Source organism: Allobosea sp. 2KB_26, assembly GCF_052115715.1.
Lineage (GTDB): Bacteria > Pseudomonadota > Alphaproteobacteria > Rhizobiales > Beijerinckiaceae > Allobosea.
In genome coordinates this window covers 182,284-207,968 of sequence record NZ_JBFRHE010000004.1, presented here as the reverse complement: position 1 = coordinate 207,968, position 25,685 = coordinate 182,284, and the positions used below count along the sequence as shown (strand labels likewise).

General features: G+C 65.2%; 23 protein-coding genes. 15 read left to right on the top strand and 8 right to left on the bottom strand.

Annotated elements, in window-relative coordinates:
• Positions 1-35: 35 nt before the first annotated feature.
• From yidC to AB4099_RS14400, 8 genes are all read left to right on the top strand, one after another.
• Positions 36-1,928 (top strand): membrane protein insertase YidC, encoded by a 1,893-nt coding sequence (yidC, locus tag AB4099_RS14435; protein WP_441478748.1) that lies wholly within the window; start codon positions 36-38, stop codon positions 1,926-1,928.
• A gap of 93 nt (positions 1,929-2,021) precedes the next feature.
• Positions 2,022-2,654, top strand: a complete 633-nt coding sequence (locus AB4099_RS14430) for a CatB-related O-acetyltransferase (RefSeq protein WP_441478574.1) — start codon at positions 2,022-2,024, stop codon at positions 2,652-2,654.
• Between the two features lie 21 nt (positions 2,655-2,675).
• Entirely contained in the window at positions 2,676-3,329 is a 654-nt protein-coding gene (yihA, locus tag AB4099_RS14425) for a ribosome biogenesis GTP-binding protein YihA/YsxC (protein ID WP_441478573.1), read from the top strand.
• Between the two features lie 109 nt (positions 3,330-3,438).
• On the top strand, positions 3,439-3,807 hold the full coding sequence (locus AB4099_RS14420; protein ID WP_441478572.1) for a DUF423 domain-containing protein: 369 nt from the start codon (positions 3,439-3,441) through the stop codon (positions 3,805-3,807).
• 82 nt (positions 3,808-3,889) lie between these two features.
• Positions 3,890-4,789, top strand: coding sequence for an acetylglutamate kinase (gene argB, locus AB4099_RS14415; RefSeq protein ID WP_043234901.1), 900 nt, complete (start codon positions 3,890-3,892; stop codon positions 4,787-4,789).
• A 75-nt stretch (positions 4,790-4,864) separates the two neighbouring features.
• On the top strand, positions 4,865-5,014 hold the full coding sequence (locus AB4099_RS14410) for a hypothetical protein (RefSeq protein WP_162768289.1): 150 nt from the start codon (positions 4,865-4,867) through the stop codon (positions 5,012-5,014).
• 181 nt (positions 5,015-5,195) lie between these two features.
• Complete coding sequence (locus tag AB4099_RS14405; RefSeq protein WP_441478571.1) at positions 5,196-5,939, top strand: pyrimidine 5'-nucleotidase; 744 nt, start codon at positions 5,196-5,198, stop codon at positions 5,937-5,939.
• A 108-nt stretch (positions 5,940-6,047) separates the two neighbouring features.
• Complete coding sequence (locus AB4099_RS14400) at positions 6,048-7,244, top strand: O-succinylhomoserine sulfhydrylase (RefSeq protein WP_441478570.1); 1,197 nt, start codon at positions 6,048-6,050, stop codon at positions 7,242-7,244.
• Between the two features lie 87 nt (positions 7,245-7,331).
• Here AB4099_RS14400 and hemA read toward each other — a convergent pair whose 3' ends face one another.
• The 3 genes from hemA to AB4099_RS14385 form a co-directional block, all read right to left on the bottom strand.
• Positions 7,332-8,543, bottom strand: coding sequence for a 5-aminolevulinate synthase (gene hemA, locus AB4099_RS14395; RefSeq protein ID WP_441478569.1), 1,212 nt, complete (start codon positions 8,541-8,543; stop codon positions 7,332-7,334).
• Positions 8,544-8,633: 90 nt separating this feature from the next.
• The gene (locus tag AB4099_RS14390) at positions 8,634-9,434 is read right to left on the bottom strand and encodes an SDR family NAD(P)-dependent oxidoreductase (RefSeq protein ID WP_441478568.1); all 801 of its coding nucleotides are present in this window, start codon (positions 9,432-9,434) and stop codon (positions 8,634-8,636) included.
• 144 nt (positions 9,435-9,578) lie between these two features.
• Positions 9,579-10,202 (bottom strand): 2-hydroxychromene-2-carboxylate isomerase, encoded by a 624-nt coding sequence (locus AB4099_RS14385; RefSeq protein WP_441478567.1) that lies wholly within the window; start codon positions 10,200-10,202, stop codon positions 9,579-9,581.
• Between the two features lie 307 nt (positions 10,203-10,509).
• Here AB4099_RS14385 and AB4099_RS14380 point away from each other — a divergent pair, with 307 nt between their 5' ends.
• Positions 10,510-12,141, top strand: coding sequence for an HAL/PAL/TAL family ammonia-lyase (locus AB4099_RS14380; protein ID WP_113516823.1), 1,632 nt, complete (start codon positions 10,510-10,512; stop codon positions 12,139-12,141).
• A 94-nt stretch (positions 12,142-12,235) separates the two neighbouring features.
• Here the strand turns inward: AB4099_RS14380 and AB4099_RS14375 are convergent, their stop codons facing one another.
• Positions 12,236-13,495, bottom strand: a complete 1,260-nt coding sequence (locus AB4099_RS14375; protein WP_441478566.1) for an allantoate amidohydrolase — start codon at positions 13,493-13,495, stop codon at positions 12,236-12,238.
• A gap of 200 nt (positions 13,496-13,695) precedes the next feature.
• Between AB4099_RS14375 and AB4099_RS14370 the strand changes: the two genes are divergently transcribed.
• Entirely contained in the window at positions 13,696-14,073 is a 378-nt protein-coding gene (locus tag AB4099_RS14370) for a glyoxalase superfamily protein (RefSeq protein ID WP_441478565.1), read from the top strand.
• Between the two features lie 48 nt (positions 14,074-14,121).
• On the opposite strand, the gene AB4099_RS14365 is transcribed toward AB4099_RS14370, so the two are convergent.
• Positions 14,122-14,868: an SDR family NAD(P)-dependent oxidoreductase gene (locus tag AB4099_RS14365; protein ID WP_441478564.1), complete on the bottom strand. Its 747-nt coding sequence runs from the start codon at positions 14,866-14,868 to the stop codon at positions 14,122-14,124.
• Positions 14,869-14,980: 112 nt separating this feature from the next.
• Complete coding sequence (locus AB4099_RS14360; protein ID WP_441478563.1) at positions 14,981-16,435, bottom strand: undecaprenyl-phosphate glucose phosphotransferase; 1,455 nt, start codon at positions 16,433-16,435, stop codon at positions 14,981-14,983.
• 369 nt (positions 16,436-16,804) lie between these two features.
• Here AB4099_RS14360 and AB4099_RS14355 point away from each other — a divergent pair, with 369 nt between their 5' ends.
• Positions 16,805-17,611 (top strand): WecB/TagA/CpsF family glycosyltransferase, encoded by an 807-nt coding sequence (locus AB4099_RS14355; RefSeq protein WP_441478562.1) that lies wholly within the window; start codon positions 16,805-16,807, stop codon positions 17,609-17,611.
• The gene (locus AB4099_RS14350) at positions 17,608-18,501 is read left to right on the top strand and encodes a DUF6492 family protein (RefSeq protein ID WP_113516818.1); all 894 of its coding nucleotides are present in this window, start codon (positions 17,608-17,610) and stop codon (positions 18,499-18,501) included. Before AB4099_RS14355 ends, AB4099_RS14350 begins: the two co-directional genes overlap by 4 nt.
• A gap of 7 nt (positions 18,502-18,508) precedes the next feature.
• Here AB4099_RS14350 and AB4099_RS14345 read toward each other — a convergent pair whose 3' ends face one another.
• Positions 18,509-19,633, bottom strand: a complete 1,125-nt coding sequence (locus AB4099_RS14345; protein WP_441478561.1) for a lipopolysaccharide biosynthesis protein — start codon at positions 19,631-19,633, stop codon at positions 18,509-18,511.
• 254 nt (positions 19,634-19,887) lie between these two features.
• Here AB4099_RS14345 and AB4099_RS14340 point away from each other — a divergent pair, with 254 nt between their 5' ends.
• From AB4099_RS14340 to AB4099_RS14330, 3 genes are all read left to right on the top strand, one after another.
• Positions 19,888-20,949, top strand: a complete 1,062-nt coding sequence (locus AB4099_RS14340; protein WP_441478560.1) for an endo-1,4-beta-xylanase — start codon at positions 19,888-19,890, stop codon at positions 20,947-20,949.
• A 67-nt stretch (positions 20,950-21,016) separates the two neighbouring features.
• Positions 21,017-23,416: a Wzz/FepE/Etk N-terminal domain-containing protein gene (locus tag AB4099_RS14335; protein WP_441478559.1), complete on the top strand. Its 2,400-nt coding sequence runs from the start codon at positions 21,017-21,019 to the stop codon at positions 23,414-23,416.
• Positions 23,417-23,454: 38 nt separating this feature from the next.
• The gene (locus AB4099_RS14330; RefSeq protein ID WP_441478558.1) at positions 23,455-24,600 is read left to right on the top strand and encodes a Gfo/Idh/MocA family protein; all 1,146 of its coding nucleotides are present in this window, start codon (positions 23,455-23,457) and stop codon (positions 24,598-24,600) included.
• On the opposite strand, the gene AB4099_RS14325 is transcribed toward AB4099_RS14330, so the two are convergent.
• Positions 24,601-25,677 (bottom strand): Gfo/Idh/MocA family protein, encoded by a 1,077-nt coding sequence (locus AB4099_RS14325; protein ID WP_441478557.1) that lies wholly within the window; start codon positions 25,675-25,677, stop codon positions 24,601-24,603. It lies immediately after the preceding gene.
• Positions 25,678-25,685: the final 8 nt, after the last annotated feature.

Genomic DNA, 25,685 nt, shown 5'->3' with positions numbered 1-25,685 from the left:
TTCGGGGCATTCAGCGAGATCCGTTTCCGGTCATGATGAAAGAAGACAATCGCAACCTGCTTCTGGCGATCACGCTGTCGGTGGTCGTGCTGCTCGGCTGGCAGTTCTTCTACGGCGTGCCGCAGATGGAAAAGCAGAAGCAGGCCGCGCAGCAGAGCCAGCAGGCACAGACCCAGCCAGCCCAGCCCGGCTCGTCAGCCGCTCCGGCTCCGGCGACCGTCCCAGGCCAGCCGGCCGCGACCGCCGCTCCCGGCACGGCCCAGGCTGTCGCAGCCGTCGAAACCCGCGAGCAGGCGCTCGCACGCGGTCCGCGCGTCAAGATCGACACGCCCAAGATTGCCGGTTCGATCTCGCTCACCGGCGCGCGTATCGATGACGTCTCGCTCAGGGCCTATCACGAGACCGTAGATCGCAGCAGCCCGAACATCGTGCTGCTTTCGCCGCTTGGCGGACCGAACGCCTATTATTCCGATTTCGGCTGGGTCGCCGCACCCGGCGCCAATGTCGTGCTGCCGAACGCAACGACCGTCTGGACCGCGGACGCGCAAGTGCTGCGCCCCGGTACGCCGCTGACGCTGACCTGGGACAATGGCCAGGGCCTGCTGTTCAAGCGCATGATCTCGGTCGACGACAACGCGATGTTCTCGATCCGCGACGAGGTCGAGAACAAAGGCGGCGCGCCGGTCACATTGTATCCGTTCGGCCAGGTGGTTCGCCACGGCAAGCCGCACACGCTCGGCTACTACGTGCTGCACGAAGGCCTCGTCGGCAATCTCGGCGAGCAGGGCCTGCAGGAATACACCTACGACAAGATCGACAAGGAGCCGGCTCTCTCGCCCGGCACCACCGGCAAGGTCTGGAAGGACGCTGTCGGCGGCTTCCTCGGCATCACCGACAAGTACTGGGCGGCTGCGGTCATCCCCGATCAGCAGCGAAAGTATGACGGGCGCTATTCTTCGGTCCAGACCGGCAATTCGCACACCTACCAGGCCGATTTCCTCGGCGAGGCCGTCACGGTCGCGCCGGGCGCCAGCGCGACTGCCAATGCCCGGCTCTTCGCCGGTGCCAAGGAAGTCGCCGCCATCGACGGCTACGAGAAGAATCTCGGCATCAAGCGCTTCGAGCTGATGATCGACTGGGGCTGGTTCTATTTCATCACCAAGCCGCTCTTCTTCGTGATGGACTGGGTCTACAAGCACGTCGGCAATTTCGGCGTCTCGATCCTGATCGTCACCGTGCTGCTCAAGGCGCTGTTCTTCCCGCTCGCCAACAAGTCCTACGCCTCGATGGCGAAGATGAAGGCGGTGCAGCCGGAGATGCTCGCCATTCGCGAGCGCTACGCCGACGACAAGATGAAGCAGCAACAGGCTCTGATGGAGCTGTACAAGACCCAGAAGATCAACCCGCTCGCCGGCTGCTGGCCGGTGCTGGTGCAGATCCCGGTCTTTTTTGCGCTCTACAAGATCCTGTTCATCACCATCGAGATGCGGCACGCGCCGTTCTTCGGCTGGATCAAGGATCTCGCTGCCCCCGACCCGACTTCGGTCTTCAACCTGTTCGGGCTGCTGCCCTTCGCCGTCCCCGCCATGCTGATGATTGGCGCTTGGCCGATCTTCATGGGCATCACCATGTTCATCCAGATGAAGATGAACCCGGAGCCGCCGGACCCGGTGCAGAAGATGATGTTCACCTGGATGCCGGTGTTCTTCACCTTCCTGCTCGGCTCTTTCCCGGCCGGCCTGGTGATCTATTGGAGCTGGAACAACCTGCTCTCGATCGTCCAGCAGGGCTTCATCATGCGCAAGCACGGCGTGAAGATCGAACTGTTCGACAATCTGAAGGGCATGTTCGGCAAGAAGCCGGCCGCGGCGGCTGCTACGGCCGCGCCGGCGCCCGGAAAGCCGGCGAACAGCAACAAGGCGAAGTAAGTCTTCGGGCTGCGACGCGACGCCCCTCTCCCTCGGGAGGGGGGCTTTTGCTTTTTCGGACCTCGTTCACGCTGCTTTCGAAAGGGAGCCTCCATGCCGCTTCCCGATCCGCGGACGCTTCACCCGATCCCGGGCTGGAAGGGCACGGCCTTCCTGAGGGCCGTCGTCGACCACCCACTGATCGAGGTCGGCGACTACAGCTATTATGACGACTCGCGCGGGCCGGAGCATTTCGTCGGCCGCTGCGTGCGCTATCATTTCGACTTCATCGGCGACCGGCTGATCATCGGAAAATTCGTCGCCATCGCCCAGGCGGCCCAGTTCATCATGAACGGCGCGAACCATCCGATGGGCGGCTTCTCGACCTACCCCTTTCAGATGCTCGGCTTCGAGGGCGCTTCGGAAATGACGCCGGACAAGCTCGGGCTGCGCGGCGATACGGTGATCGGCAACGACGTCTGGATCGGCCGCGAGGCCGTGATCATGCCCGGCGTGACAATTGGCGACGGCGCCATCATCGGGACGCGGGCACAGGTCTCGCGCGATGTGCCACCCTATGCGGTGGTTGTCGGCAATCCCGGCCGGATCGTAAAGATGCGCTTCCCGGCCGAGACGGTGGCAGAGCTTCTGGCCATTCGCTGGTGGGACTGGGATGCAGAGACAATCGCCCGCAATCTCGGTGCAATCGCCGGCGCCGACATCGACGCCTTGCGCGCCGCCGTGTAGGCAGGACCCATGACAGCAAGCATGACAGCCCCCTTCACTCCCGACGAGATCGAGAGCGCCCGCAAGCTCTTCGAAGGTCCCTGGGATTTCGTCTGGGCCTCGACCAAGATCGACGCCCTGCCACCCATGGTCGGCCAGGAGATCGCCTTTGCCGGGCGCTCCAATGTCGGCAAGTCGAGCCTGATCAATGCCCTGACGCGGCGCAATGCGCTGGCGCGGACCTCGCATACGCCCGGCCGCACCCAGCAGCTCAATTTCTTCCGCCAGGTCGGGCATGATGAGCGCCTGACCATCGTCGACATGCCCGGCTACGGCTATGCCGCCGTCGGGCGCGACAAGGTCGCGGCCTGGACCAATCTGATCCACGAATACCTGCGCGGCCGCTCCAACCTGATGAGGGTCTATGTGCTCATCGACGCCCGCCATGGCATCAAGGATGTCGACGGCGCGGTGCTGGAGACGCTCGACAAGGCCGCCGTCTCCTATCAGGTCGTGCTGACCAAGGGCGACGCGATCAAGAAGGCCGACCAACAGTTCATGCAGGAAGCGACCTTCGACGAGATCAAGCGCCGGCCGGCCGCCTTCCCCGAGGTGCTGCTGACCTCGAGCGAAAAGGGCCTCGGCATTCCGGAGCTGCGCGCAGCGATCGCGCGCGTGCTGGCTGAGCGGGAATGAGCCCCACGGCTGCCGTGATCGCGAGGGAGGCGAGGCAATCCAGCCAGGCCTCCTCGCGAGGACGCGCATGCCCCGCATTTCGGGCCGGTGTAGAGAAGGTGATCCTGCCATGAGCGCTGCAAAGATTCATCTCACGCTGGCCGCGCTGATGGGCCTTGCGGGCGTGACGCTCCTGGCCGCGGCAGCGCACGGGCCAGGAACGAGCGGCCTCCAGACCGCCGGCCAGATGCTGCTGACCCACGCTCCCGTGATCCTGGGCGCGACGGCCGCGCGCAAGGCCGGCCTGCTCTCCGACCTGCTGGCACGTATCGCGCTCTCCGTCATCATCCTCGGCGTTGTGCTCTTTGCCGCCGATCTCACCCGGCGTGGCTTCTATGAGGAGCGGCTCTTTGCAGGCGCCGCCCCCGCCGGCGGCTTCCTGATGCTGGCCGGCTGGCTGGCGCTCGCCTTCTCTGCCCTGTTCGCGCGGCGTAGCTGAACCGCGCCCGCCGGCTTCCGCCCCGGCCATTCTTCGGCTAGAAGGCCCGGCGCGCGATCCTCGCGTCCCGCGGAGCCTGCCGATGATCAATCCCGCCGTCCACCTGACGCCGTCGCAATCGGCAGAACTGCTGGTTCAGGCGCTGCCGCATATGCAGCGTTACGACCAGGAAATCATCGTGATCAAATATGGCGGCAACGCCATGGGCGATGCTGCGACCGCCGAGGATTTTGCCGAGGATATCGTCCTGCTCGAGCAGTCCGGCCTGAAGCCGGTCGTCTGCCATGGCGGCGGCCCGCAGATCGCCCGGATGCTCGACAAGCTCGGCATCAAGTCGGAATTCAAGCAGGGCCTGCGGGTCACCGACCGTGCAACCGTCGATGTCGTCGAGATGGTACTGGCTGGCTCGGTCAACAAGGAGATCGTCGGCTACATCTCGCGCGAGGGTGGCAAGGCGATCGGGCTCTGCGGCAAGGACGGCAATATGGTGACCGCCCGCAAGGTGACGCGCACCGTCGTCGATCCCGATTCGAAGATCGAGCAGGTGCTCGATCTCGGCTTTGTCGGCGAGCCCGAAGCGGTGAATATCAGCGTGTTGGAGGCCGTGCTGAAAGCCGAGCTCATTCCCGTGCTGGCACCGGTCTGCGCCGCCGCCGACGGTCAGACCTACAACGTCAATGCCGATACCTTTGCAGGTGCGATCGCAGGTGCGCTCAACGCCAAGCGCCTGTTGCTGCTGACCGATGTGCCCGGTGTGCTCGACAAGGACAAGAACCTGATTCCGGAGCTCACGGTGGAACAATGCCGCCGACTGATCGCGGACGGCACCATCTCCGGCGGCATGATCCCGAAGATCGAGACCTGCATCTATGCGCTCGAAAAGGGTGTCGAGGCGGTCGTCATCCTCGACGGAAAGATCCCGCACGCGGCGCTGATCGAGCTTTTCACCGATACCGGCTCTGGCACCATCATCAGAAGGTGATCCACCTTTGCCGGTGATGCGCGCCGGCAACGACAGGTTCATCATCCTCCCGGGGGCGCTCTCTCGGGAGGAGCCATGATGGATTACTCGATCACCATTGCGCTCGGCCTTGGTTTCTCGCTGATCGTGGCCGGCGTCGCGCTCGCTCACGCGGTGTCGCGCCGGCGAGCGGACGCTGCGCGCGTGCCGGCGCGAAGCAGCATGCCGTTTCGCAGCAGGGAGTAGGGCGGCGGCCCACATGAGATCCGCTTACGCTTGCACGACGCGCCGGGCCACCGGCCCGATTATTGCTGCGATCACCGGGTAGCTGCCTGTTCGCGATCGACCTGTGTTGATTCGGCCGCTCGCCGGTAAACCTTTGCGGAAGACTTGCATGCGACGCTGGCGTCGCCACATGACATAACCCATGAATCAGAAGCCGATCATATCCGCCGCTACGCCGCTCCTTCCGAATGCGGAAGCGTTTGCACATGTCGAGCACTGGGTTTTCGATCTCGACAACACGCTCTATTCGCACGAGGCAAGGGTCTGGCCGCAGGTCGACGAGCGCATTACGCTGTTCCTGGGCGAGCTGTTCGGGCTCGACGGGCTGTCGTCGCGGGCATTGCAGAAATATTATTATCAGCGCTACGGCACGACCCTGAAGGGGCTGATGGAGGAGCATGGCGTCAATCCCGACGACTTCCTCGATTTCGCCCACCAGATCGACCTGTCCCTGCTCGATCCCAACCCCGCGCTTGGCGACGCCATCGCCGCATTGCCGGGGCGCAAGCTGATCCTCACCAACGGCTCGCGCGGCCATGCCGAGAATGTCGCGGGCAAGCTCGGCATCCTCCACCATTTCGAGGATATCTTCGACATCGTCGAGGCTGGCTTCCTGCCAAAGCCAGAACGCGCGACCTATGAGCATTTCCTGGCGAAACATGCGGTCGATCCCAGCCGCGCCGCCATGTTCGAGGACATCGAGAGGAACCTGCTTGTCCCCAGCGCGCTCGGCATGAAGACCGTGCTGATCCTGCCGCAGACGCCGGACCCGTTCCGCGAGGCCTGGGAGCAAGCCGCAATCGAAGCCGGCCATGTCCACCATGTCACGACCGACCTCACCGGCTTCCTCACCCCGCTCGGGCGCCCGCCGAAACTGTCACGCTAAGGCGCAGATCGCGGGCGTTCCTTCCGGAGAATTTTTGTCCGTCTTTACGAACGATTGCTGAGCTGTTATTCCCCGTGTCCGTTATAACGAACGTACGGAGTTCAGTTCATGTCAGGTCCAGACGCTGGCGCAAAGGCGCTGCATCCCGAAACGCGGCTGGTCCATGCCGGCACCCTGCGCTCGCAGTTCGGCGAGACCTCGGAAGCACTCTTCCTGACGCAGGGCCATGTCTATGACAGTGCCGAGCAGTGCGAGGCGCGCTTCCTGAACAAGGATCCGGGCTTCCAATATGCCCGCTTCTCGAACCCGACCGTGACCATGCTGGAACAGCGCATGGCGGCCTTCGAGGGTGCCGAAGCCTGCCGCGCCACGGCGACCGGCATGGCCGCCGTGACGGCAGCCGTGATGAGCCTGGTGCGTGCTGGCGATCATGTCGTCGCGGCGCAGGCCCTGTTCGGCTCCTGTCGCTACGTCGTCGAGGATCATCTGCCGCGCTACGGCGTGGAATCGACGCTGGTGAACGGCCCGGATATCGCGGCATGGCGGAAGGCCGTGCGGCCCAATACCAAGGTCTTCTTCCTGGAAAGCCCGGCGAACCCGACACTCGAGGTCATCGATATCGCGGCCGTCGCCGCGCTGGCGAAGGAGGTCGGCGCCAAGCTCGTGGTCGACAACGTCTTCGCGACCCCGCTCTTCCAACGTCCGCTCGAACTCGGTGCCGACTGCGTCGTCTACTCCGCGACGAAGCATATCGACGGACAAGGCCGCTGCCTCGGCGGACTGGTCCTCGCCTCGGAGGAATTGATCCAGAGCGAGATCCAGACCTTTCTGCGCCAGACCGGACCGGCGATGTCGCCCTTCAACGCCTGGGTGATGCTCAAGGCCCTGGAGACGCTGCCGCTGCGCGTCAACCGGCAGGCCCAGAGCGCTGCGATCCTTGCCGCCTGGCTGGCTAAGCAGCCCAAGCTGCCGAAGGTGATCTTCCCGGGCGACCCCAATCACCCGCAGGCCGAGATCATTGCGCGCCAGATGAGCGGTCCCTCGACGCTGATCGCCTTCGAGGTCACGGGGGGCAAGGAGGCCGTCTACCGCCTGCTCAATGCGCTCAAGTTGATCCGCATCTCCAACAATCTCGGCGATGCCAAGAGCCTGATCGTGCACCCGGCCACGACGACCCATCAGCGCTTCACGCCGGAGGTCCGCGCCAGCATGGGCGTCACCGACGGGTTGGTGCGCTTCTCCGTCGGGCTCGAACATCCCGACGACCTGATCGCCGATTTCGAGCGTGCGTTGGCGGCGGTCTAAGGGCCGCCCCGCAGCGAAGCGCAAAGCCGGGATCCAGAGCACTCCGGCATGGGTCCCGGATCGGCTTTCGGACAGTATCAGCCGCGGCTATGCCGCGCGCTTCAGTCCCACCCTGCTCCAGATCTCGGTCAGCGCCGTCACGAGCTGGTCGATATCTGCGTCGCTGTGCAGCGGCGACGGCGTGATGCGCAGTCGCTCGGTGCCGCGCGGCACCGTCGGATAGTTGATGGGCTGGACATAGATGTCGAAGCGCGCCAGCAGCTCGTCGCTGATCGCCTTGCAAAGCACCGCGTCGCCGACCATCACCGGGACGATATGGCTCGGGTTGACGAGATGCGCGATGCCGACCGCGTCTAGCCGGCTCCTCAACGCCATGACCCGGTCGCTCTGGCGCTCGCGCTCGACGGAGCTGGTCTTGAGGTGACGGATCGCGGCAAGCGCGCCCGCCGCGAGGTTCGGCGGCAGGGAGCTTGAGAAGATGAAGCCCGAGGCAAAGCTGCGGACATAGTCGCAGAGCGCGGCCGAGCCAGCGATATAGCCGCCCATCACGCCAAAGGATTTGGCGAGCGTGCCCTCGATCAGGGTCAGGCGATCGCTGAGGCCGTCGCGCTCGCTGATGCCGCCGCCACGCGGACCATAGAGGCCGACGGCGTGGACCTCGTCGATATAGGTCATGGCGCCGAACTCGTCGGCGATGTCGCAGAAGGCGGCGACCGGGGCGATATCGCCGTCCATCGAATACACCGATTCGAAGGCGATCAGTTTGGGCCGGGCCGGATCGATGCTCTGCAGCTTGCGGCGCAGATCATCGGGATCATTATGGGCGAAGATCAGCTTCTCCGCGCGCGAATGCCGGATGCCCTCGATCATCGAAGCATGGTTCAGCGCATCGGTCAGGACGACGCAGCCCGGGAGCCGCGAGGCCAGCGTCGAGAGCGAGGCCCAGTTCGACATGTAACCGGAGTTGAAGAGAAGGGCTGCCTCCTTGCCGTGCAGATCGGCCAGCTCCCGCTCGAGCAGCACATGGTAGTGATTGGTGCCGCTGATATTGCGGGTGCCTCCGGCACCAGCGCCGCAACCGGCAAGAGCCTCCTGCATCGCGGCCAGCACGTCGGGGTGCTGGCCCATGCCGAGATAGTCGTTGGAGCACCAGACCGTGATCTCGCGGGGCCCGTCCGCGCCGTGGTAGCGCGCACGCGGAAAGCGCCCGACGATGCGCTCCAGATCAGCGAAGACTCGGTAGCGTCCCTCCTTGCGAAGCGCGTCGAGCTCCGTGCGGAAGAAATGTTCGTAGTCCATCGGCGGCCTCCTGCGACGGGCCTCTCCTACGAGAGCAGAACCTAACGCGAAATGGTGCGCGGTGTCGCGGGGGCCGCTAGGGAAGAAGTGTTACGGCATGTACTGGCCGCCATTGACCTCCAGAATCTGGCCAGTGACGAAGCTGCCGAGTGTCTCGGAGGCGAGATAGAGGAACGCCCCGACGCATTCATCCGCCTTGCCGAGCCGATCCATCGGGATGCCGGCCTGCATCGCGGCGAGTTGCTCGGGGGTCGAGTAGCGCTCGTGGAACGGCGTCATGATCACGCCCGGCGAGACGGCGTTCACCCGGATCCTGTGCTTGACCAGTTCGCGAGCCCAGCCGCGGGTCGCCGTCGAGATGAACCCCTTTGAGGCGGCGTAGAGTACGGAGCCTGGCCCGCCGCCAATGCGCGCCGCGACCGAACTGACATTGACGATGCTGCCGCCCGTGCCCTGCGCGATCAGGGTCTTCGCCGCCTCACGCATGAAATGCGCGACCTGGCGGATGTTGAGATCGATGATGTCGTCGATGATCCCATCGTCATAGTCGGTGACCGGCACGCGCTTCACCAGCCCTCCGGCATTATTGATCAGCACGTCGAGTCCGCCGAGGCCCGAAAGCGCCTCGGCCATGATGCGCGGAATCTCGCCGCTCTTCGTTACGTCGCCGCCGATCAGCACAGCCTTGCCACCGGCCGCCTCGATCTCGCGGGCCACTGCTTCCGCCTTGTCACGACTGGCATTGTAGTGAACGCCGACGTGAGCGCCATTGGCACCAAAGGCACGGGCAGCCGCCGCGCCAATGCCGGTGCTGGCGCCGGTGATCAGTATTCTCTTGCCCCTGAGGTCAGCCAGTTGCGGCCAGTTCGGTGCCGAATGATCCTGTGTCATCGCGCTCAGCGCTCCCTTAATCGATTGAATTCTTGAGCACGCCCAAGAGGCGTTCCTGAACCATATCGCGTGGGGCGCGACATACCAGCGCCCCGGGCGCAGGCACCCGAGGCGTCGCGTCAGATCAGCCCCCCGAAAGGCTGATCAGGCTTGCGGGAGATAGGCGGGCCGCCCGCTCGCCAGAGCAGCGTCGAGGAGTTCGATACGATCCTGGCCCCAGAAGACCTCGCCATCGAGCACATAGGAGGGCGCCCCGAAGACACCGGCAGCGATCGCGTCAACGCGATTGGCTTCGTAGCGCTCAGAACTCGCCGCGCTCTCGGCCGCCGTCAGCAGGGCCTCGGCCGGAAGCCCCTCCGCGGTGGCCAGCCCGGCGATCACCGCGCGATCGCCCATGTCCCGCTCGTCCGACCAGATGGTGTGGAAGGCGCGGCGCAGGAAGGGATCCGGATCATGGCCAGCCGCCACCACGGCGGTGACGAAGCGATCCGCCAGGGAGGGATCGAACGGCACATGCTTCGGCTGCAGCACCAGCGGCAGGCCACGCCGTGCGCGCCAGCGTTGCAGCTCGACGAGACGATAGCGCTGGCGCGAGGGGTGGCGCTTCGGCAGCGGCAGTCCGCCCGTCTCGTCGAAAACCGCCCGCACCGGCATCGGCCGGTAGGTCACCGCCGCGCCATGGCGCTTGGCGGTCTCGAGGAAAGCCGCATGGCCGAGATAGGCCCAGGGCGAGGACAGCGTGAAGAAATAGTCGATCATGCGAGGCATTGGCAGGCGAATCCGTGATCAGGAGCGCTCAAGATGAGGCGTTCGGCGCACCATGCGCTGGTACGGGCTGAGCCACCAATTCCAAATCTTGACCTCGCCCATCAGTGCACGGCCTTTTTCATTGCTGCAGCCACGCCACAAGGGCCGGCCGATTATTCACGAAACGGCAAAGCTGCTTGGTTTGAAACCTGAATCCGTCTTCGATCAAGGAGTTAGGGCGCAAAAACCGCCAGAAGGCCGGTTTCCCCTTTCGGATGCCATGCTCTAGACCAGAGGAAACAGAACGGACCACGCGGAAGGGACGAGCATGGCGGTTTCGATCGACGGGCGCACGCTCAAGGGCAAGCAGGTTCTCAAGGTCGCAAGGCCGGGCCCATCCGGTCGCTACGAGAAGGCCGGCCTCGCCAAGGCGGCACGCGAGCGCATTGCGGCGACACGCGCCCATATCGATGCGCATTTCATGACCGACGATGCGCCTTTCATGTATTCCTTCAACACGGGTGTCGGCCTGTTCAAGGACCAGCGCGTGCTGATGTCGGAGATGACCGAGTATCAGCGCAAGAGCGTCTACGCCCACGCGACCGGCATCGGAGAGCCTTTCCCTGAAGACGTGACGCGCGCCACCATGCTGCTGCGCGCCAATGCCTTCGCCTCGAACTATTCCGGCCCCCAGGTCGAGCTCGTCGAGCGCCTGCTCGCCTGCCTCAATGCCGGCGTGCACCCGGTGATCCCGCAGAAGGGCTCGGTCGGCGCCTCTGGCGATCTCGCCCCGCTCGCCCATATGTCGGCGGCCGTCTGCGGCTTCGCCGAAGCCGAAGCGATCTACAAGGGCAAGCGCATGCCGGCGCGCGATGCGCTGGCGAAGGCTGGCCTCACGCCGGATTTCCCGCTCGGCGCCAAGGATGCCTCTGCCCTGATCAACGGCTCGACGGTTTCGCTCGCGCTCGGCGTGCTGGCGAGCGAGGATGCCAAACGTCTGGTCAAGGCGGCCGATATCGGGCTCGCGCTTTCGCTGGAGGCGATGCGCGGCGAGCTTGCAGCCTTCGATCCGCGCGTCCACGCCGCGCGTCCCCATCCGGGCCAGGGGCTGGTGGCCCGCAATATCCTGAAACTGACGCAGGGCTCGAAGCGCTGCTCGGCTTCGGCCCGCGAGACGATCTACCCGGACGAAATCGGCCGCACCCCCGGCAAGCCGCCGTCACCACGCGTGCAGGACGTCTATTCGCTGCGCTGCGGCCCGCAGGTGCATGGTCCGGCGCGCGAAGCCCTCGACTACGTGCTGCGCGTCATCGGCACCGAGACCAACTCTGCCACGGACAACCCGCTGATCTTCGAGGAAAGCGGCAGCTACACCGTGATCTCCGGCGGTCATTTCCATGGCCAATACGTCGCGCAGGCGATGGACCTGCTCGCCATGGCCATGACCGATCTCGGCTCGATCTGCGAGCGCCGCCTCGCCCGGCTGATCGACCCGACGCTCAGCTACGGCCTGCCGCGCAACCTGCTTGCCGGCAAGCGCGGCCTCAACACCGGCTTCGCCACGGTGCAGTGCTCGATGTCGGCGCTGGTGATGGAGAACCGGACGCTGTCGTCGCCGGGATCCGTCGATTCGATCCCAGGCAAGTCGAATGCCGAGGATCATGTCTCGAACTCGACCTGGTGCGGCCGAAAGGCCCGGACCGTCGTCGAGAATGTCGAGATGATCATCGCCATGGAAATTCTGATGGCGTGCCAGGCGCTGACCCTGATCGCGGAGACGGCCAAGGACCACCCGCTCGGCCGGGGCACTCAGGCTGCACTCGACGCGTTGCGTGAGACGATCCCGCCCGCGCTCGACGGGGACCGCTGGTATGCCGCCGAGATGAATCAGGCGACGGCGCTGGTGCGCTCGGGCGCGATCGTCGAGGCGGTCGAGGCAGTGGTCGGGGCGCTCGAGTAAGGCCCGGGCGCCGGCCGGGCTTGTCCCGGCCATCGGCACTGCCCGGTTCAGGAGATGGTTGCTCGGCACACATAGCCGAGCAGGACAGGGGGGATCACCCCTCCTGTCGCGCCAGCTCCAGGATGGTTTCGAGCAGCACCCGGATCGCGATGCCTGCGTCGAGTTCGGTCATGTTCTCCTGCGGGGAATGACTGATGCCTCTCTCGCAGCGGACAAAGAGCATGGCTGCGGGACAAAGCCTTGCCATCGCCATGGCGTCATGGCCGGCGCCGGACGGGAGACGGCGAGCGCTGAGGTTCGAGCCCGTACGGGCGATGCCCGTCGCAAAGGCCTCCTGCAGCCGCTCCGCCATCGGCGTCGCATCTTCCTGCGAATAGGGCGTGATCTCCAACCCGACACCGCGCCGTGCCGCGATCGCAGCGAAGCGCTCGGCAATGGCCTTGTCCATGCTCGCCAGAGTCTCGTTGCGCGGCGAACGGAAATCGACGGTGAAGTCGACCGCGCCGGGCACGACATTGGTGGCGCCCGGATCAGGCCGGAACACGCCGACCGTGCCGACCGCCTGCTCATGCGCAGCCGCGATGTCCTCGAGCGCCAGCGCCATCTCCGCGGCAGCCGCAAGTGCATCCTTGCGCAGCTTCATCGGGACCGTCCCGGCATGGCCGGCCTCGCCCGTGACGTGGACCCGGGCCCGCTTCTGGGCGTTGATGGCCGTGACGATTCCGACGGCTTCGTTCTCGCTCTCCAGCACCGGACCCTGCTCGATATGGACTTCGAGATAGGCCTTTACGGAGCCGGGCTTGCGCTTCAGCGCAGCGATACCCGATGGGTCCCCGCCGAAGGCGACGAGCGCATCGCGCAGCACCACACCATCATCATCGCGCGAGTCCAGCCAGGCCGGATCATAGTGCCCGATCAAGGCCGACGAGGTCGAAAGGGAGGTCGGAAAGCGCACCGTCTCCTCGTCTCCGAAAGCAACGACCTCCAGTGCGAAGGGCAGGACGATGCCGGCATCGCGAAGCGCCTGCGCTGCGAGGATACCGGCGACGACGCCAAGATTGCCGTCAAACCGGCCGCCATCCTTCACTGTATCGATATGGGAGCCGATCAGCACGGCGGGGAGACCAGGCTTTGCGCCCTCGCGCCGGCCCTGGACCGATCCGGCCGCATCGATGAAGGCCTCAAGCCCCGCCACCTCCATCGCACCCTTCGTCCACTCGGCAGCCTGCCGATGCGAAGGAGACAGGTAGAGGCGGGAGATCTTGCCCGGCTCGTCGGTGAAGCGGTTCAGTCCATCGAGTGCGGCAAAGGCGCGGGCACCAAGGACGGCGGCGGAGGGAAGCGAGGCGGTCATGGCGAAACCATAGCGCATCGGCCCTGCGGGGGAAGCAGTCAGAGACGTCCCCAGGTCGAATTTCCATGACTGGCGCGACAGCCCATCCGCCTGCTAATCATCCAACCGGAGCACCGTCTCTCTTCACCCCCCTGGAAAGCGCTCGTCCGCGCCGCACCGCCGGTACTGGATGAAGCAGCTCCCTATCGCGAGACGTTGCCATGACCGACCCAACCGACCACGTAATCCGCTTCGGGCGGATTGCCGCCATGTTGCCAGTACGCGACATGGACAAGGCCCATGACTTCTACACGCGTGTGCTCGGCTTCCGGAAAACCTTCGAGAACGGTGTCCCCGTCGGCTTCATGATCCTGAAGCGCGATGAAGCCGAACTGCATCTCACCCTGCAGAAGAGGCATCCTGCCGCGCCGTTCAACCTCGCCCATCTGATGGTCGGCGATGCCAAGGCCCTGCACGCGATCTGCCAGCGCGAAGGGCTGCGCATCATCAAGGGGCTGCGCGACCAGGAATACGGGCTGCGGTCCTTCGTCTTCGCCGATCCGGACGGCAACCGGATCGATGTCGGCCAGCGCCTCTGACCGAAGAGGGAAGCCGCGCCGCGCAGAACCGCGCGGCGCGGATCGGCATCAGTAGGTCGCGCGCCCACCCGACAGATCGAATACCGCGCCTGTGGTGAAGCTGTTTTCGGCGGAAGCCAGGAAACCGACCATCGAGGCGACCTCGTCAGGCTGGAGGAAACGGCCGCGCGGGATCTTGGCCAGCATGTAGCCGATATGCTCCTCGCTCATCTGGTCGAAGATGCGGGTCCGCGCCGCCGCGGGGGTGATGCAGTTGACCGCGATATCCTTGTCGGCGAGTTCCTTGCCGAGCGATTTGGTCAACGCGATCACGGCTGCCTTCGAGGCGGAATAGGCCGAGGCGTTGGGGTTGCCTTCCTTGCCGGCGATCGACGCGACCAGCACCAGCCGGCCGTAATTGCGTTTCAGCATTCCGGGTATCACCGCCTGGCAGCAATGCAGCGTGCCATCGACATTCAGGCGCATGATCTTCGCCCATTCGTCGAGCGGGTATTCCCAGGTCTTCAGATTGGGGCCCGCGATGCCGGCACTGGTGACGAGGATATCGACGCTGCCGAGGCGAGCCTCGAGCGCGTCGGCCGCCCGCTTCACGGCGACGGCATCGGTGACATCGATGGCGATTCCGGTCGCGCCCTTGCCGATCTCGCCCGCCACCCTCGCTGCAAGCGCGCCATCGAGGTCCCAGATCTCGACCTTGGCGCCACTCGCCGCGAAACGCTCGGCAACCGCCCGACCAATCCCCTGCGCTCCACCGGTCACGATGGCGACGCGGCCGTCTAAATCGATTTGGTTCATGGCAAGCCCCCGGCTGAGAAATCGGGCTGCACGGTAGCTGCCTGATTTCCGCTAGGCCAGCGCGCTCGATGCCATACTGGTCTGCGCAAATCGGGGCAGATCAGCAACTCGATTATTTGGCGTTGAGATAGGCCCGCGCGCTGAACACGGTGCGCAGGAGAATGCCGAGATCGAGCCAGAACGACCAGTTATCGATGTACCAGTGATCGAATGCGACACGCTTGGCCATCTTTTCGTCCGTGTCGGTCTCACCGCGCAGGCCGTTGACCTGGGCCCAGCCGGTGATGCCCGGCTTCACGTTATGACGCCGCGCATAGAGCGCGATCTTGCGCTGGAACGCGTGATCATGGGCGAGCGCATGCGGGCGCGGCCCAACCAGGGACATCTGACCGGCGATGACGTTCATGAGCTGCGGCAGCTCATCGAGATTGAAGCGACGCAGCAAACGGCCGATGCGCGTGATGCGCGGGTCGTTACGCGTCGCCTGACGAATGACGTCGCCGTCGTCGATGGTCGTCATCGTGCGGAATTTGAAGATCCTGAAGGGCTGCTGGTTGAAGCCGTAACGTCGCTGCAGGAAGAACACAGGCCCGCGCGAGTCGAGCTTGATCAACCCCGCAATGATCAGCAGAACCGGCATCGCAAGAACCAGGATGGTCGAAGCGGCAACGATGTCGAAGCCGCGCTTCGCGATGATCGCAGCGATGGACAGCGCCGGGCGGGTCAGCCGCAGGCTGGCGAACGAGCCGATGCGCACGATATGGGGGCTGTCGAACCGATCCATGATCCGCTCGGGCGCGAGATGGATCGCGACAGGCAGGTTCATGAAGGCATCGATGCAGGCATCGATCGTCTCCTGATCCGACCAGGGCAAGGCGATGAACACCGCGTCCGGCCGCATCTGCCGACAGCGCCCTGCAGCGGTGACCAGATCGGCCTTGAGCGCGGCAATCGGATCATTGATGCGGCGCGCGTCGCTGCTGTGCAGGAAGGCGACATCGACGATGGCGAAGCCCATGTTCCAGGGTTGATGGCGCGAGACGAAGGACATCACGTCGGGTTCGCGGCCGATCAGAAACACCCGCTCCGTGGTGATGCGGCCGGTCTTGCTGGCCACCGAAATGATGCGGGCAATGCCGGCACGCGCCAGAGTGATCAGCGGAATGCCGGCAAGGTAGGTCACGAGCACGACGGCGCGGGAATAATGGTCGACGATCTTGGCGAGGAAGGCGATGGCTATGAAAGCCACCATGGTAATGTTCCAGACCGTGAAGGCCGAGGCGATCTGCCCCTTGGCCGAGAGGTAATGGCTGAGCTGGTAGCGACCGCGCATCACATTGGTGAAGACGAAGATCGCCGCGATCATCATCGCCAGCTCGCGCGTGATCCTGACATCGCCGAAATGGCCATAGACCTGGAGGTGGTAGACCACTGAGGCGAGCGACACGATCGTCAACACCACGACCGCGTCCGTCAGCGCCGTGACCAGACCGATCCAGTGCCGCCAGGCATTGGCGCGTTCGTCGGCAGCCGCCGCCGCATAGTTCAGATCGTTGACGCTCATCATCGCGGCAGGCTCTCCGGAGCCACAACGGCCTGACGGCCGGCGGCGAGCGCTCCGGAACGGAACAGGACGCTCCCTTCCAACTGCGCTTACGGCTGCGAGCGGCAAGCGCCATGCCGCCCGGTCACGCGCCGGAATGAGACGCCGAGAGCGGAGTTCGGCCGCGACACGAAGAGGCCAAGGAATTCGGCTGCAACGACCGACATGACGGCGTCCCGTTATGAGACAGCGCCAATCCCGTTCCGCAACTCCTCGGCAGCCGGTCTGATGGTAGTCAGGGTAAGGGCTGTTCACCGTCCATCGGGCTTGGCGTGATCCACCGTTGTGAGCGGCCAAGACGGGAACCGAAAACGCCTCGAAATGAACGAGATCGTGACTGCCATTTCATTCTTCGACATGTCATCGCACACGCAGCCAGCCGATCATCCCGACCATGCCCGCCGCGATATCGGCGGCATCGATGTGGCTGTGCTTGATCGCGTGCAGGCGCTCGCCGTGCTCGACACGGCGCTTGCCCGTCACCGCCAGGTGAAGCTCGCCTTCTGCAATGCGAACCTCGTCAACCTGGCCGCGGTGGACGCAAGGCTGCAGGCGCAGCTCAAGGACTTCCTGGTGCTTGCGGACGGAATTGGCGTCGATATCGGCTCCCGGCTTCTCTATGGTGCGTCGTTTCCCGCAAATCTCAATGGCACCGACTTCATTCCGGCCCTGCTCGCCGCGCAGAACCGTCCGCTGCGCGTGACGTTGCTGGGCGGGCAGCCAGGTGTGGCCGAGCGCGCTGCGGCCCGCCTGACTCAGGATTACCCGGGGCACGGCTTCACCGTGCTGAGCCACGGTTATTTTGCTCAGAGCGAAGAGGCCGGGCTTCTGGCACAGCTCGCCGAAAACCCTCCCGATCTCCTGCTCGTGGCTTTCGGAAACCCGCTGCAGGAACGCTGGATCGCAGAGAAGATCACGCTCCAACACGCGACGATCGCCGCCGGCATTGGTGCACTGTTCGATTTCCTGGCAGGCGAAGTCGAGCGCGCGCCGGAACTCATGCGGCGCCTGCGGCTTGAATGGCTCTACCGCCTCCTGCTGGAGCCCGGTCGACTATGGCGGCGCTATGTGCTCGGCAATCCCGCTTTCCTGCTGCGGATGCTGCGCATCAGGTTCCAGCCGCGCGGGCCGACGCAATGAGTCTGAGCTACGCCATCGCGACACCGAGCTATGCCGGTGATTTCGAACGCTGCCGGCTGCTCTGCGCCAGCATCGACCGTTTCGTCATCGGCCACACGGCCCATTACCTTCTGGTCGAGGATCGGGACGTCGCGCTGTTCAAGCAGCTGGAAGGTCCGCGGCGGCGGGTAATCGCGGAAGCGGAGCTTCTGCCCTCGTGGCTGAAGCCCCGGCCCGATCTCCTGAGCCTCGGGCGTCGCCGGGTCTGGACGGGTCTCGGTGCCTTGCGGCGCGGCTTGCCGCCACTGCGCGGCTGGCACGCGCAACAGCTGCGCAAACTCGCCTTTCCGATGAAGAGCCACGAGGACGTGGTGATCTTCGCCGATTCCGACATGATGTTCCTGCGCCCCTTCGACGTCACGCGCCTCGGCCGGGACGGGAAGGCCCGGCTCTACCGCAAGCCGGACGGCATCACCGGCACCATGGCCCAGCATACCGACTGGTGCATGATGGCGGCCCGACTGCTCGGACTGCCGGAACCAGCATTTCCCAGCGCCGACTACATCAACAATCTCGTAAGCTGGCGGCGGGACGCCGTGCTGGCGATGATGACGCGCATCGAGGAGATAGCCGGGCGCAGCTGGGTCGAAGCGATCGCCACGCACCGGCAATTCTCGGAATACATGATCTACGGCTATTTCGTTGAACGCGTGCTCGGGCTCGAAGCCGCCGGCCACTGGCCGGACGAACACGAGCTCTGCAAGGTTTACTGGTTTCCTGAAGACGTCGGAGAGCTGGCGACGTTGCGCAGCTTCGAGGACATACTGGAACCGGGACAGGTCGCGGTCGGCGTGCAATCCTTCATCGGGCAGCCCGTCGAGCGCCTGAAGGCTCTGTTCGAGGCCCAATAGTCCCTGCTCAGCGTGCCCGGCCAAGCAACCGATAGGTGACCGTGGCGGAGAGCAGATAGACTGCGCCGAAGACGGCGTTGAACCAGGGCGCCCAGGCTTCGTCCTGGCCGAAGCGTATCATTACCCAGGCGATCAATGCCGCCTTGAGCGCGGTGATCGCGCAGAGCAGCGCGATACGCGATCCGGTGCGCTCCCGCGCATAGAGCAACTCGGCGTGATACTCGACGAGGTTGCGGAAGGCAGGCACCGCGAACATCGGCAGGAAGAGATAGGCAGCGTCGGAGACGTTCCGGCCGAGCGCCCCGGGAAACGGCATCAGCAGGATGACGATGGCGACGAGGCCGCCGATCGAGACCAGTGCGATCGCGAGCTCGACCAGTATCTTGCGCCGCCAGCCGCCGCCGAGGCCGCGATCCTTCATGATCTTCTGGACCAGCATCTGGTTGAAGCTGCGCACCGGCATCGCGGTGAGGTCGATGACGCGCATGGCAATAGCATAGAGCCCTGCTGTGCGTTCGCCCGCGAGCGCCAGCATCAGCAGCTTGTCGAGTTCGGACTGGACGTAGAACACGATGTCAGCCGCGCCCGCGAATACGGCATCGGCCATGCGTCGGGGATAAAGCGCCCTGACGAAACGCAGGCGCAGCGGCGGCAAGAACAGCGTCAGCGCGATCACCGCCGACAGGATCGTGGTCCCGAGATAGGCCCAGACCCAGGTTTCGAGGCTCGCATGGCCCAGACCATAAAAGGCAACCGCAGCAACCGTCCGCAGCGAGGAGCCGATAATGACAAGCAGAGCCGACTGCCTGAAACGCCTGAGGCCGTTATTGATGATGGCGATGACCTCGACGAGGCGCCAGCCGAGCACCTCGGCGATGATGATCAGGGCGAAGGGCAGGAGATCCAGCCGTTCCCTGAACAAGGCGACATAGGCCAGGGCTGCGACTGCAGCGATCAGCGGCAGCGACAGGACGGCAAGCCCGCCGAAGCCGGCGAGATAGGCGCCGAGGAGACGCGGCTTGACCGTGGCGACGCGATAGACCGGCGAGACGAAGCCGAATGCCAGCATTCGCGAGAGAATGAGGCCTGTCGAGGAGGCCGTCGCGAACAGGCCAAACTCACCAAGGGTCAACGTATTCGCAACGATGAGGAAATATACAAGAGAGATAATGAGACGACCGGCTGAGCCGCTCAGGATCGTAAGGTAGGCGGATATGGTGGCACGATCTGGCGACATGGAGTCCATTGCGGCGGCGGCGAGAGCTGGCTCGGGCCCTGCTCACGCCAGAATTGAGCCCGAACCTCGCTTAACGCAAAGGCATTGAGCGACCCTAAACGAAGCACGGGAAGCGCTGCCCCGCGCAGCGGCCTGAATCGGAACGGAACATGAGCCGCATCACCAGGCGCGACGCCCTGGCCGGAACTGCCAGCCTCGCCCTGGCCTGGCCAAGTGCCGGCCTCGCGCAGGCTGGTCGACCAGCCATTCCATTCGGCTCGGCCGCGCAGATCGAGCCCTTCCGCGCCGACCCGCGCTACCGCGAGGCGTTGAAGACCTATTGCAACGTCATTGTCCCGATGAACGACCTCAAATGGGAAGCGCTGCGGCATGACCGCTCCCGGTTCGATTTCTCCGGAGCCGACGAGCTCGTCGCCTTCGCGCGCGGGAACAAGCAGGCCCTGCGCGGCCACGCCTTGGTCTGGGGCATGGCCTTGCCGCCCTGGGCCAAGGAGATGAGCACGAGGGCGGAGGCCGAGCGCGAGCTGATCAGCCATATCGAGACCGTCGTCGACCGCTACAAGGGCGTCATCGCGACCTGGGATGTGGTCAACGAGGTGATCGCTCACGATCCGACTCTCGAGCAACCCTATCGCGACACGATCTGGCAGCGCCTGCTCGGCCCCGAACATATCGAGATCGCGTTCCGGACCGCGGCCCAGATCGATCCAGAGGCGCGGCTGGTGATCAACGACTACGATTTCGAAGATACCGATCCGCGCATCGTGAGACGCCGCGCCGCGGTTCTCTCGCTCATCCGGGACCTGCGCGACAAGGGAATCCCGGTCCATGGACTCGGCATGCAGGCCCATCTTTACGGCGAACGGGCCATCGATACGCCCGGCCTGCAGCATTTCATGCAGGATCTCGGCACGCTCGGCGTCGACGTCGAGATTACCGAACTCGACGTGATCGACTGGAAGTTGCCCGCTCTATCGCGGGAGCGCGACAGTGCCGCGGCAAATCTCGTTTCGACCTTCCTGAACGCGGTGGTCTCCGCGCGCCAGCCCAAGGCGATCGTCACCTGGGGCCTCAGCGACCGCTATTCATGGATCGGAGAGACCTTCGCGCGTAAGGATTCTGCCAAGGCGCGGCCGCTGCCCCTCGATGAGGACTACCGGCCGAAGCCGATGATGAAGGTACTTGACCGCTATCGGCTGGGGACGAGCTGAGCGGTGTTGGTGAGTTCGATGTCCGTCGGGGTGACGACCATCATCATCCCGGGCCGGGCGGGTTTGAGTGAAGCGTAGCGTCATGTTCACGACCGAGACCGCCGATGGCGAGCTCAGCAGAACCGAACAGGCCGGCAGCCGAACGGAGCCGGCGGCCGGCGGAGCCGTGCCGTCGGCACTGGCGCGCCTGACCAACCCGGCCTGGCTCTTTCAGACGCTGTGGAGCCGAAAGGGACTGATCATCGCGGCAGCGCTGGCCGGCGCTCTCCTTGCGGCACTGGCAAGCCTGTTCATTCCGCCGAAATACGTCTCGACCGCCCAGCTTTTCATTGATCCACGCGACCTGCGCGTGCTGCAGAACGAAGTCTCGCCCAATGCGGTCGGCAGCGACCCGACCTCGCTTACGGCCTATCTCGAAAGCCAGGCGCGCATCATCGCCTCGGACAGCATCAAGGCACGCGTGATCAAGAGCGAGGGCCTCGACAAGGATCCGGAATTCGGGGGCGAGGCCGCCAAGAGCGGGCTGGGTCGGCTCCTCTCCGGCAGCAACAGCACCTCAGCCCGCGATGGGCTGCTCTATGCGCTCGCAGCCCTCGACAAGAACGTCACGGTTCGGCGTGGCGAGCGGACCTTCGTCATCGACATCTCGGTGACCTCGCGCGATCCCGACAAGGCGGCACGGATCGCCAATGCGCTTGCGACCGCCTATCTCGACGACCAGGCTTCCGTCCGCGCGGAGGCCGCGCAACGCGCAACCGGCGCGCTGACCGGGCGCCTGGAAGAATTGCGCAACCGCCTGCGCATCGCCGAGGAGAAGGCCGAGAAATATAAGGAGGCCAACAGCCTCGTCGGTGCAGGCGGCAAGACGATCGGTGAAGAGCAGCTTGCGCTGAACAATGCCCAGCTTGTCGCGCTGCGCACCAGGGTCAGCGAAGCCAAGGCCAAATACGACCAGACGCTTGCGACGCGGGCCTCGAGCATCGAAGCGGGTGCCATACCCGAAGCGGTCGCCTCGAACACCATGACCGCGCTCCGGTCCCAACTGGGCGCGGCGCTCAGCAAGGAAGCTGATCTGCTGGCCTCGCTCGGCTCGCGTCACCCGGCGCTCGCCGCGGCGCAGGCGCAGGTGCGCGATGCGCGCCGGCAGATCAACGAGGAACTTGCCCGTATCGCGCGCGCCGCCAAGATCGAATATGACCGCGCCGTCGACGCCGAGAGGCAGATCGCCCGGCGCGTCGAGGAGTTGACCAGGCAGCAATACAGCGCCGGCCGCGCTTCGGTGCAGTTGCGCGAGCTCGAACGCGAGATCGAATCCTCGCGCGCCGTCTATGACGCCTTCTTGCGCCGGGCGCGTGAGACCGGGGAACTATCCGGCATCGATACGACCAATGCGCGCGTCATCAGCATGGCCATGCCGGCGCTCGAGAAGAGCGGCGTCAGCCGGCGCACCATCGTCATGCTCGGAGGCATCGCCGGTGGCGGCCTGGGCGCGATCGCCGCGCTCGGACTGGCGCTGTTTGGCGGTTCCCTGCCTGCACCGCCTCCCGGGCTGCGCCGCTGGCCATTCCGCAACCGGCGTGAGCCTGCTGCCGCTCAAGCACCGTCCTCGCCCGCTCATGTCGAACCCGTCCCCTCGGTCACCGCTGCCACGGAGCCGTCCCCCCCAGATGCAGTCGCGGCCCCCGCCAGGACCGGTTGGCGACGCTTCATGGCGATCCAAGGCGGTCAACCGGTCCCCGCTCCGAATCCGGAGGTCGTACAAGCCTCCGCGGCTCCGCCACCCGCATTACTGGCAAAACTGCCGGCAGTGCGGAATCGACGCTGGCGGCGGGATGGCGAAGTGCGCTCGGTCTTCCAGGCCAAGGCTCATCTCGTTGACGTCATCGACAAACCGAATGCCTCCTTCGCCAGGGCGATCCGCGGCATCCGAACCGAGCTCGCCAGCCAGGGCAGTCCCGGTCGGCGGGTTCTCGTCACCGGATTGCGCCGCAATGCCGGCGCCTCGACGCTGGCGCTCAACCTGGCGCTCGATGCCGCACAGGCGGGATTGCCGGCCATGCTGGTCGATGCCGGCCTCGGCGGAAACAGCCTGACATCGGTCTTCGCGCCGGAGGCGCAGGCAGGTGTGCACGAGATTGTCTCCGGCAGCGCCAGCCTGATCCGCGCGGCGCTGCAGGACGAGGGCACCGGCCTGTTCTTCGTTCCGCGCAAGGGGCATCCGGAACGCGTCACGGCCGAACAGATCAGCCACGACTTCTTCGCCGCAGCCCGCCGCTTCGGGCCGATCTTCATCGATGGCGCCTCGTTGGGCTCCGACGCCTTCACGGAGCGTTTCGCAGATGCGGTCGACGACATCGTGCTGGTCGTTCGCGCGGGCGAGGCCGCCGCGGTCGAACTCCAGCAGGCCAGTAGGGCGCTGGGCAGGAACGCAGCCAAGATCCGTGGCTTCGTCAGCAACGAAGCCTGAGCGCCGCGTCGCTCCCGATCGCCAGACAGGACGCCGTGATGAAGATCGCGCTTATCGGCACAGGGTTCGTTGCCGACTACTACATGACCACGCTGGCCAACCACCGCGGGCTTCAGCTTGCCGGCGTCTATGATCGCTCGCCGGACCGTCTCCGGGCCTTCTGCGCCTTTTACGGCACGAAGCCTTATGAGGGGCTGGAGGCCGTGCTCGCCGATCCGCAGGTCGACATCGTCGTCAACCTGACGACGCCCGAAAGCCATTATGAAATCACCAGGCAGGCGCTCGCCGCAGGCAAGCATGTCTATTGTGAAAAGCCGCTGGCGATGCAGCTCGAGCAGGCAAGCGAGCTCGTCGCCCTGGCGGAAGCCGCTGGATTGACGCTCGCTACCGCACCGGCGAACGGCCTCAGCGATGCCCATCGGTTGGTGAGCGATGCGCTTTCGCAGGGTGCCATCGGCACGCCGCGGCTGGTCTATGCCGCGATGGAGGACGGCCCGGTCTTCCGGGGCAACTGGGCGACCTGGCGGTCGCGCTCCGGCGCACCATGGCCTGGCCTGCATGAGTTCGAGATCGGCTGCACGCTGGAGCATGCGGGCTATGCTCTCTCCTGGCTCGTCTCCCTCTTCGGCCCGGTCGACGCGCTGACCGCGTTCTCAGCGGTGACATTCCCGGACAAGGGTCCCGGCACCGAGACCATCACCATGGCCCCGGATTTCTCGGTCGGCTGCCTCACCTTTCGCTCCGGTCCCGTCGCACGGTTGAGTTGCGGCCTGGCCGCACCCAAGGACCGCTCGCTACAGATTCTCGGGGACAAGGGAACGATCACGGTCCGCGATCTCTGGGACAACCGATCCGCGGTCTATCTCGAGCGCACGGATGGACCGCGCAGTCTCCCCCGCCTGCTGGCGAACCGTGTCGAGGCGCGGCTCGGCCGCTTCCTGCCCTGGAAGCCGGAACCTGGCCGTAGACTCACCTACCCCGCCGCCACGGGCCGGTCCGCGCTGCCGGCCTTCCCCTCGCAAATCGACTTCGCACGCGGCATTGCCGACCAAGCAACCGCGATTGCGGCGAAGCAGAAACCTGCCTTCTCCGGCGCGCTAGCACTCCACATCACCGAGCTTGCGCTGGCGTTGAACAATGCCCGCGACCTGCCGCAGCCCTATCGGATGCAGAGCCGTTTCTGATCAGAAGGTTTTGGCCGGGGGCTGCGCCAGAACCGTCTCGATGATACTCAATACACCCGCACTTTCAGCCAGCGGCATGGTCGCGCAGCCGGTCTCACCGCGTCGAACGGCATCCATCACGGCGCGGGCCTGGAATTGCAGTCCATTGCCGGCAAAGCTGTAGTTCTCCCGGATGCGTCCCGGCATCGGCAGGCGGTCGAGCAGCCTTCCGGCCAGCCCAAACCGGAGTCGCGGCCCTCGCCACGAGCACCCGAGTGCCGCGGTGGAGTAGTGTGTCAGACGCTGCGCCTTGAGGAAGGGCGCGTCCAGACGGATCGCGCCTGCGGCCCCCTCGATCAGGAACTGGTTTCCTCCGTTGCGATCAAAGCCGCAGGAGAGCTCCGCGACCGCCTCCGGATAGTGCAGGACAATCTCGCAACGCAGGTCGACTCCACTGCGCGCCGCCAACCAGCGACCAGTCACGCGCTCGGGACTGCCAAGCCAATGCAAGGCAAGCGAGACCGGATAGACTCCAAGGTCGAATGCCGAGCCTCCGCCCAGCGCAGGGTCGAAGAAGCGGCTGCCGGGGATTTCCTCGCGGACGTAGGAGAGATCCGCCCGAATGCGCCGAACCTTGCCGATCCTCCCCGCCGCCACCTGCTCGCGCGCCGCCACTACGGCCGGCAGGAAGCGCGTCCACATCGCCTCCATCGCGAAGACGCGATGCGCCCGGCTCGCCTCGATCACGCTGTGAACATCGGCCGCTGTGAGGGCGATCGGCTTCTCGATCAAGACCGGCTTGCCGGCAGCGATACCCCGGAGGCCCTGTGCGACATGCAAGGAGTTCGGCGTCGCGATGTAGAGGGCATCGATGGCCGGATCGGCGAGAAGGGGCTCGAGATCGCGATAGGCGACGGTAGCTCCGAACTCGGCAGCAAAGGCTTGCGCCTTGTCCAGCGCACGGGACTGGACCGCGCCGATCCGCGCGTCCGGTAGCAAAGCAAGATCAGCTGCAAATTGCCGCGCGATCACACCGGTTCCAATAATGCCCCAGCAAAAACGCTCCGCTCCTATCGGAGCTGCATCACCATTCGCCATGCCGCACG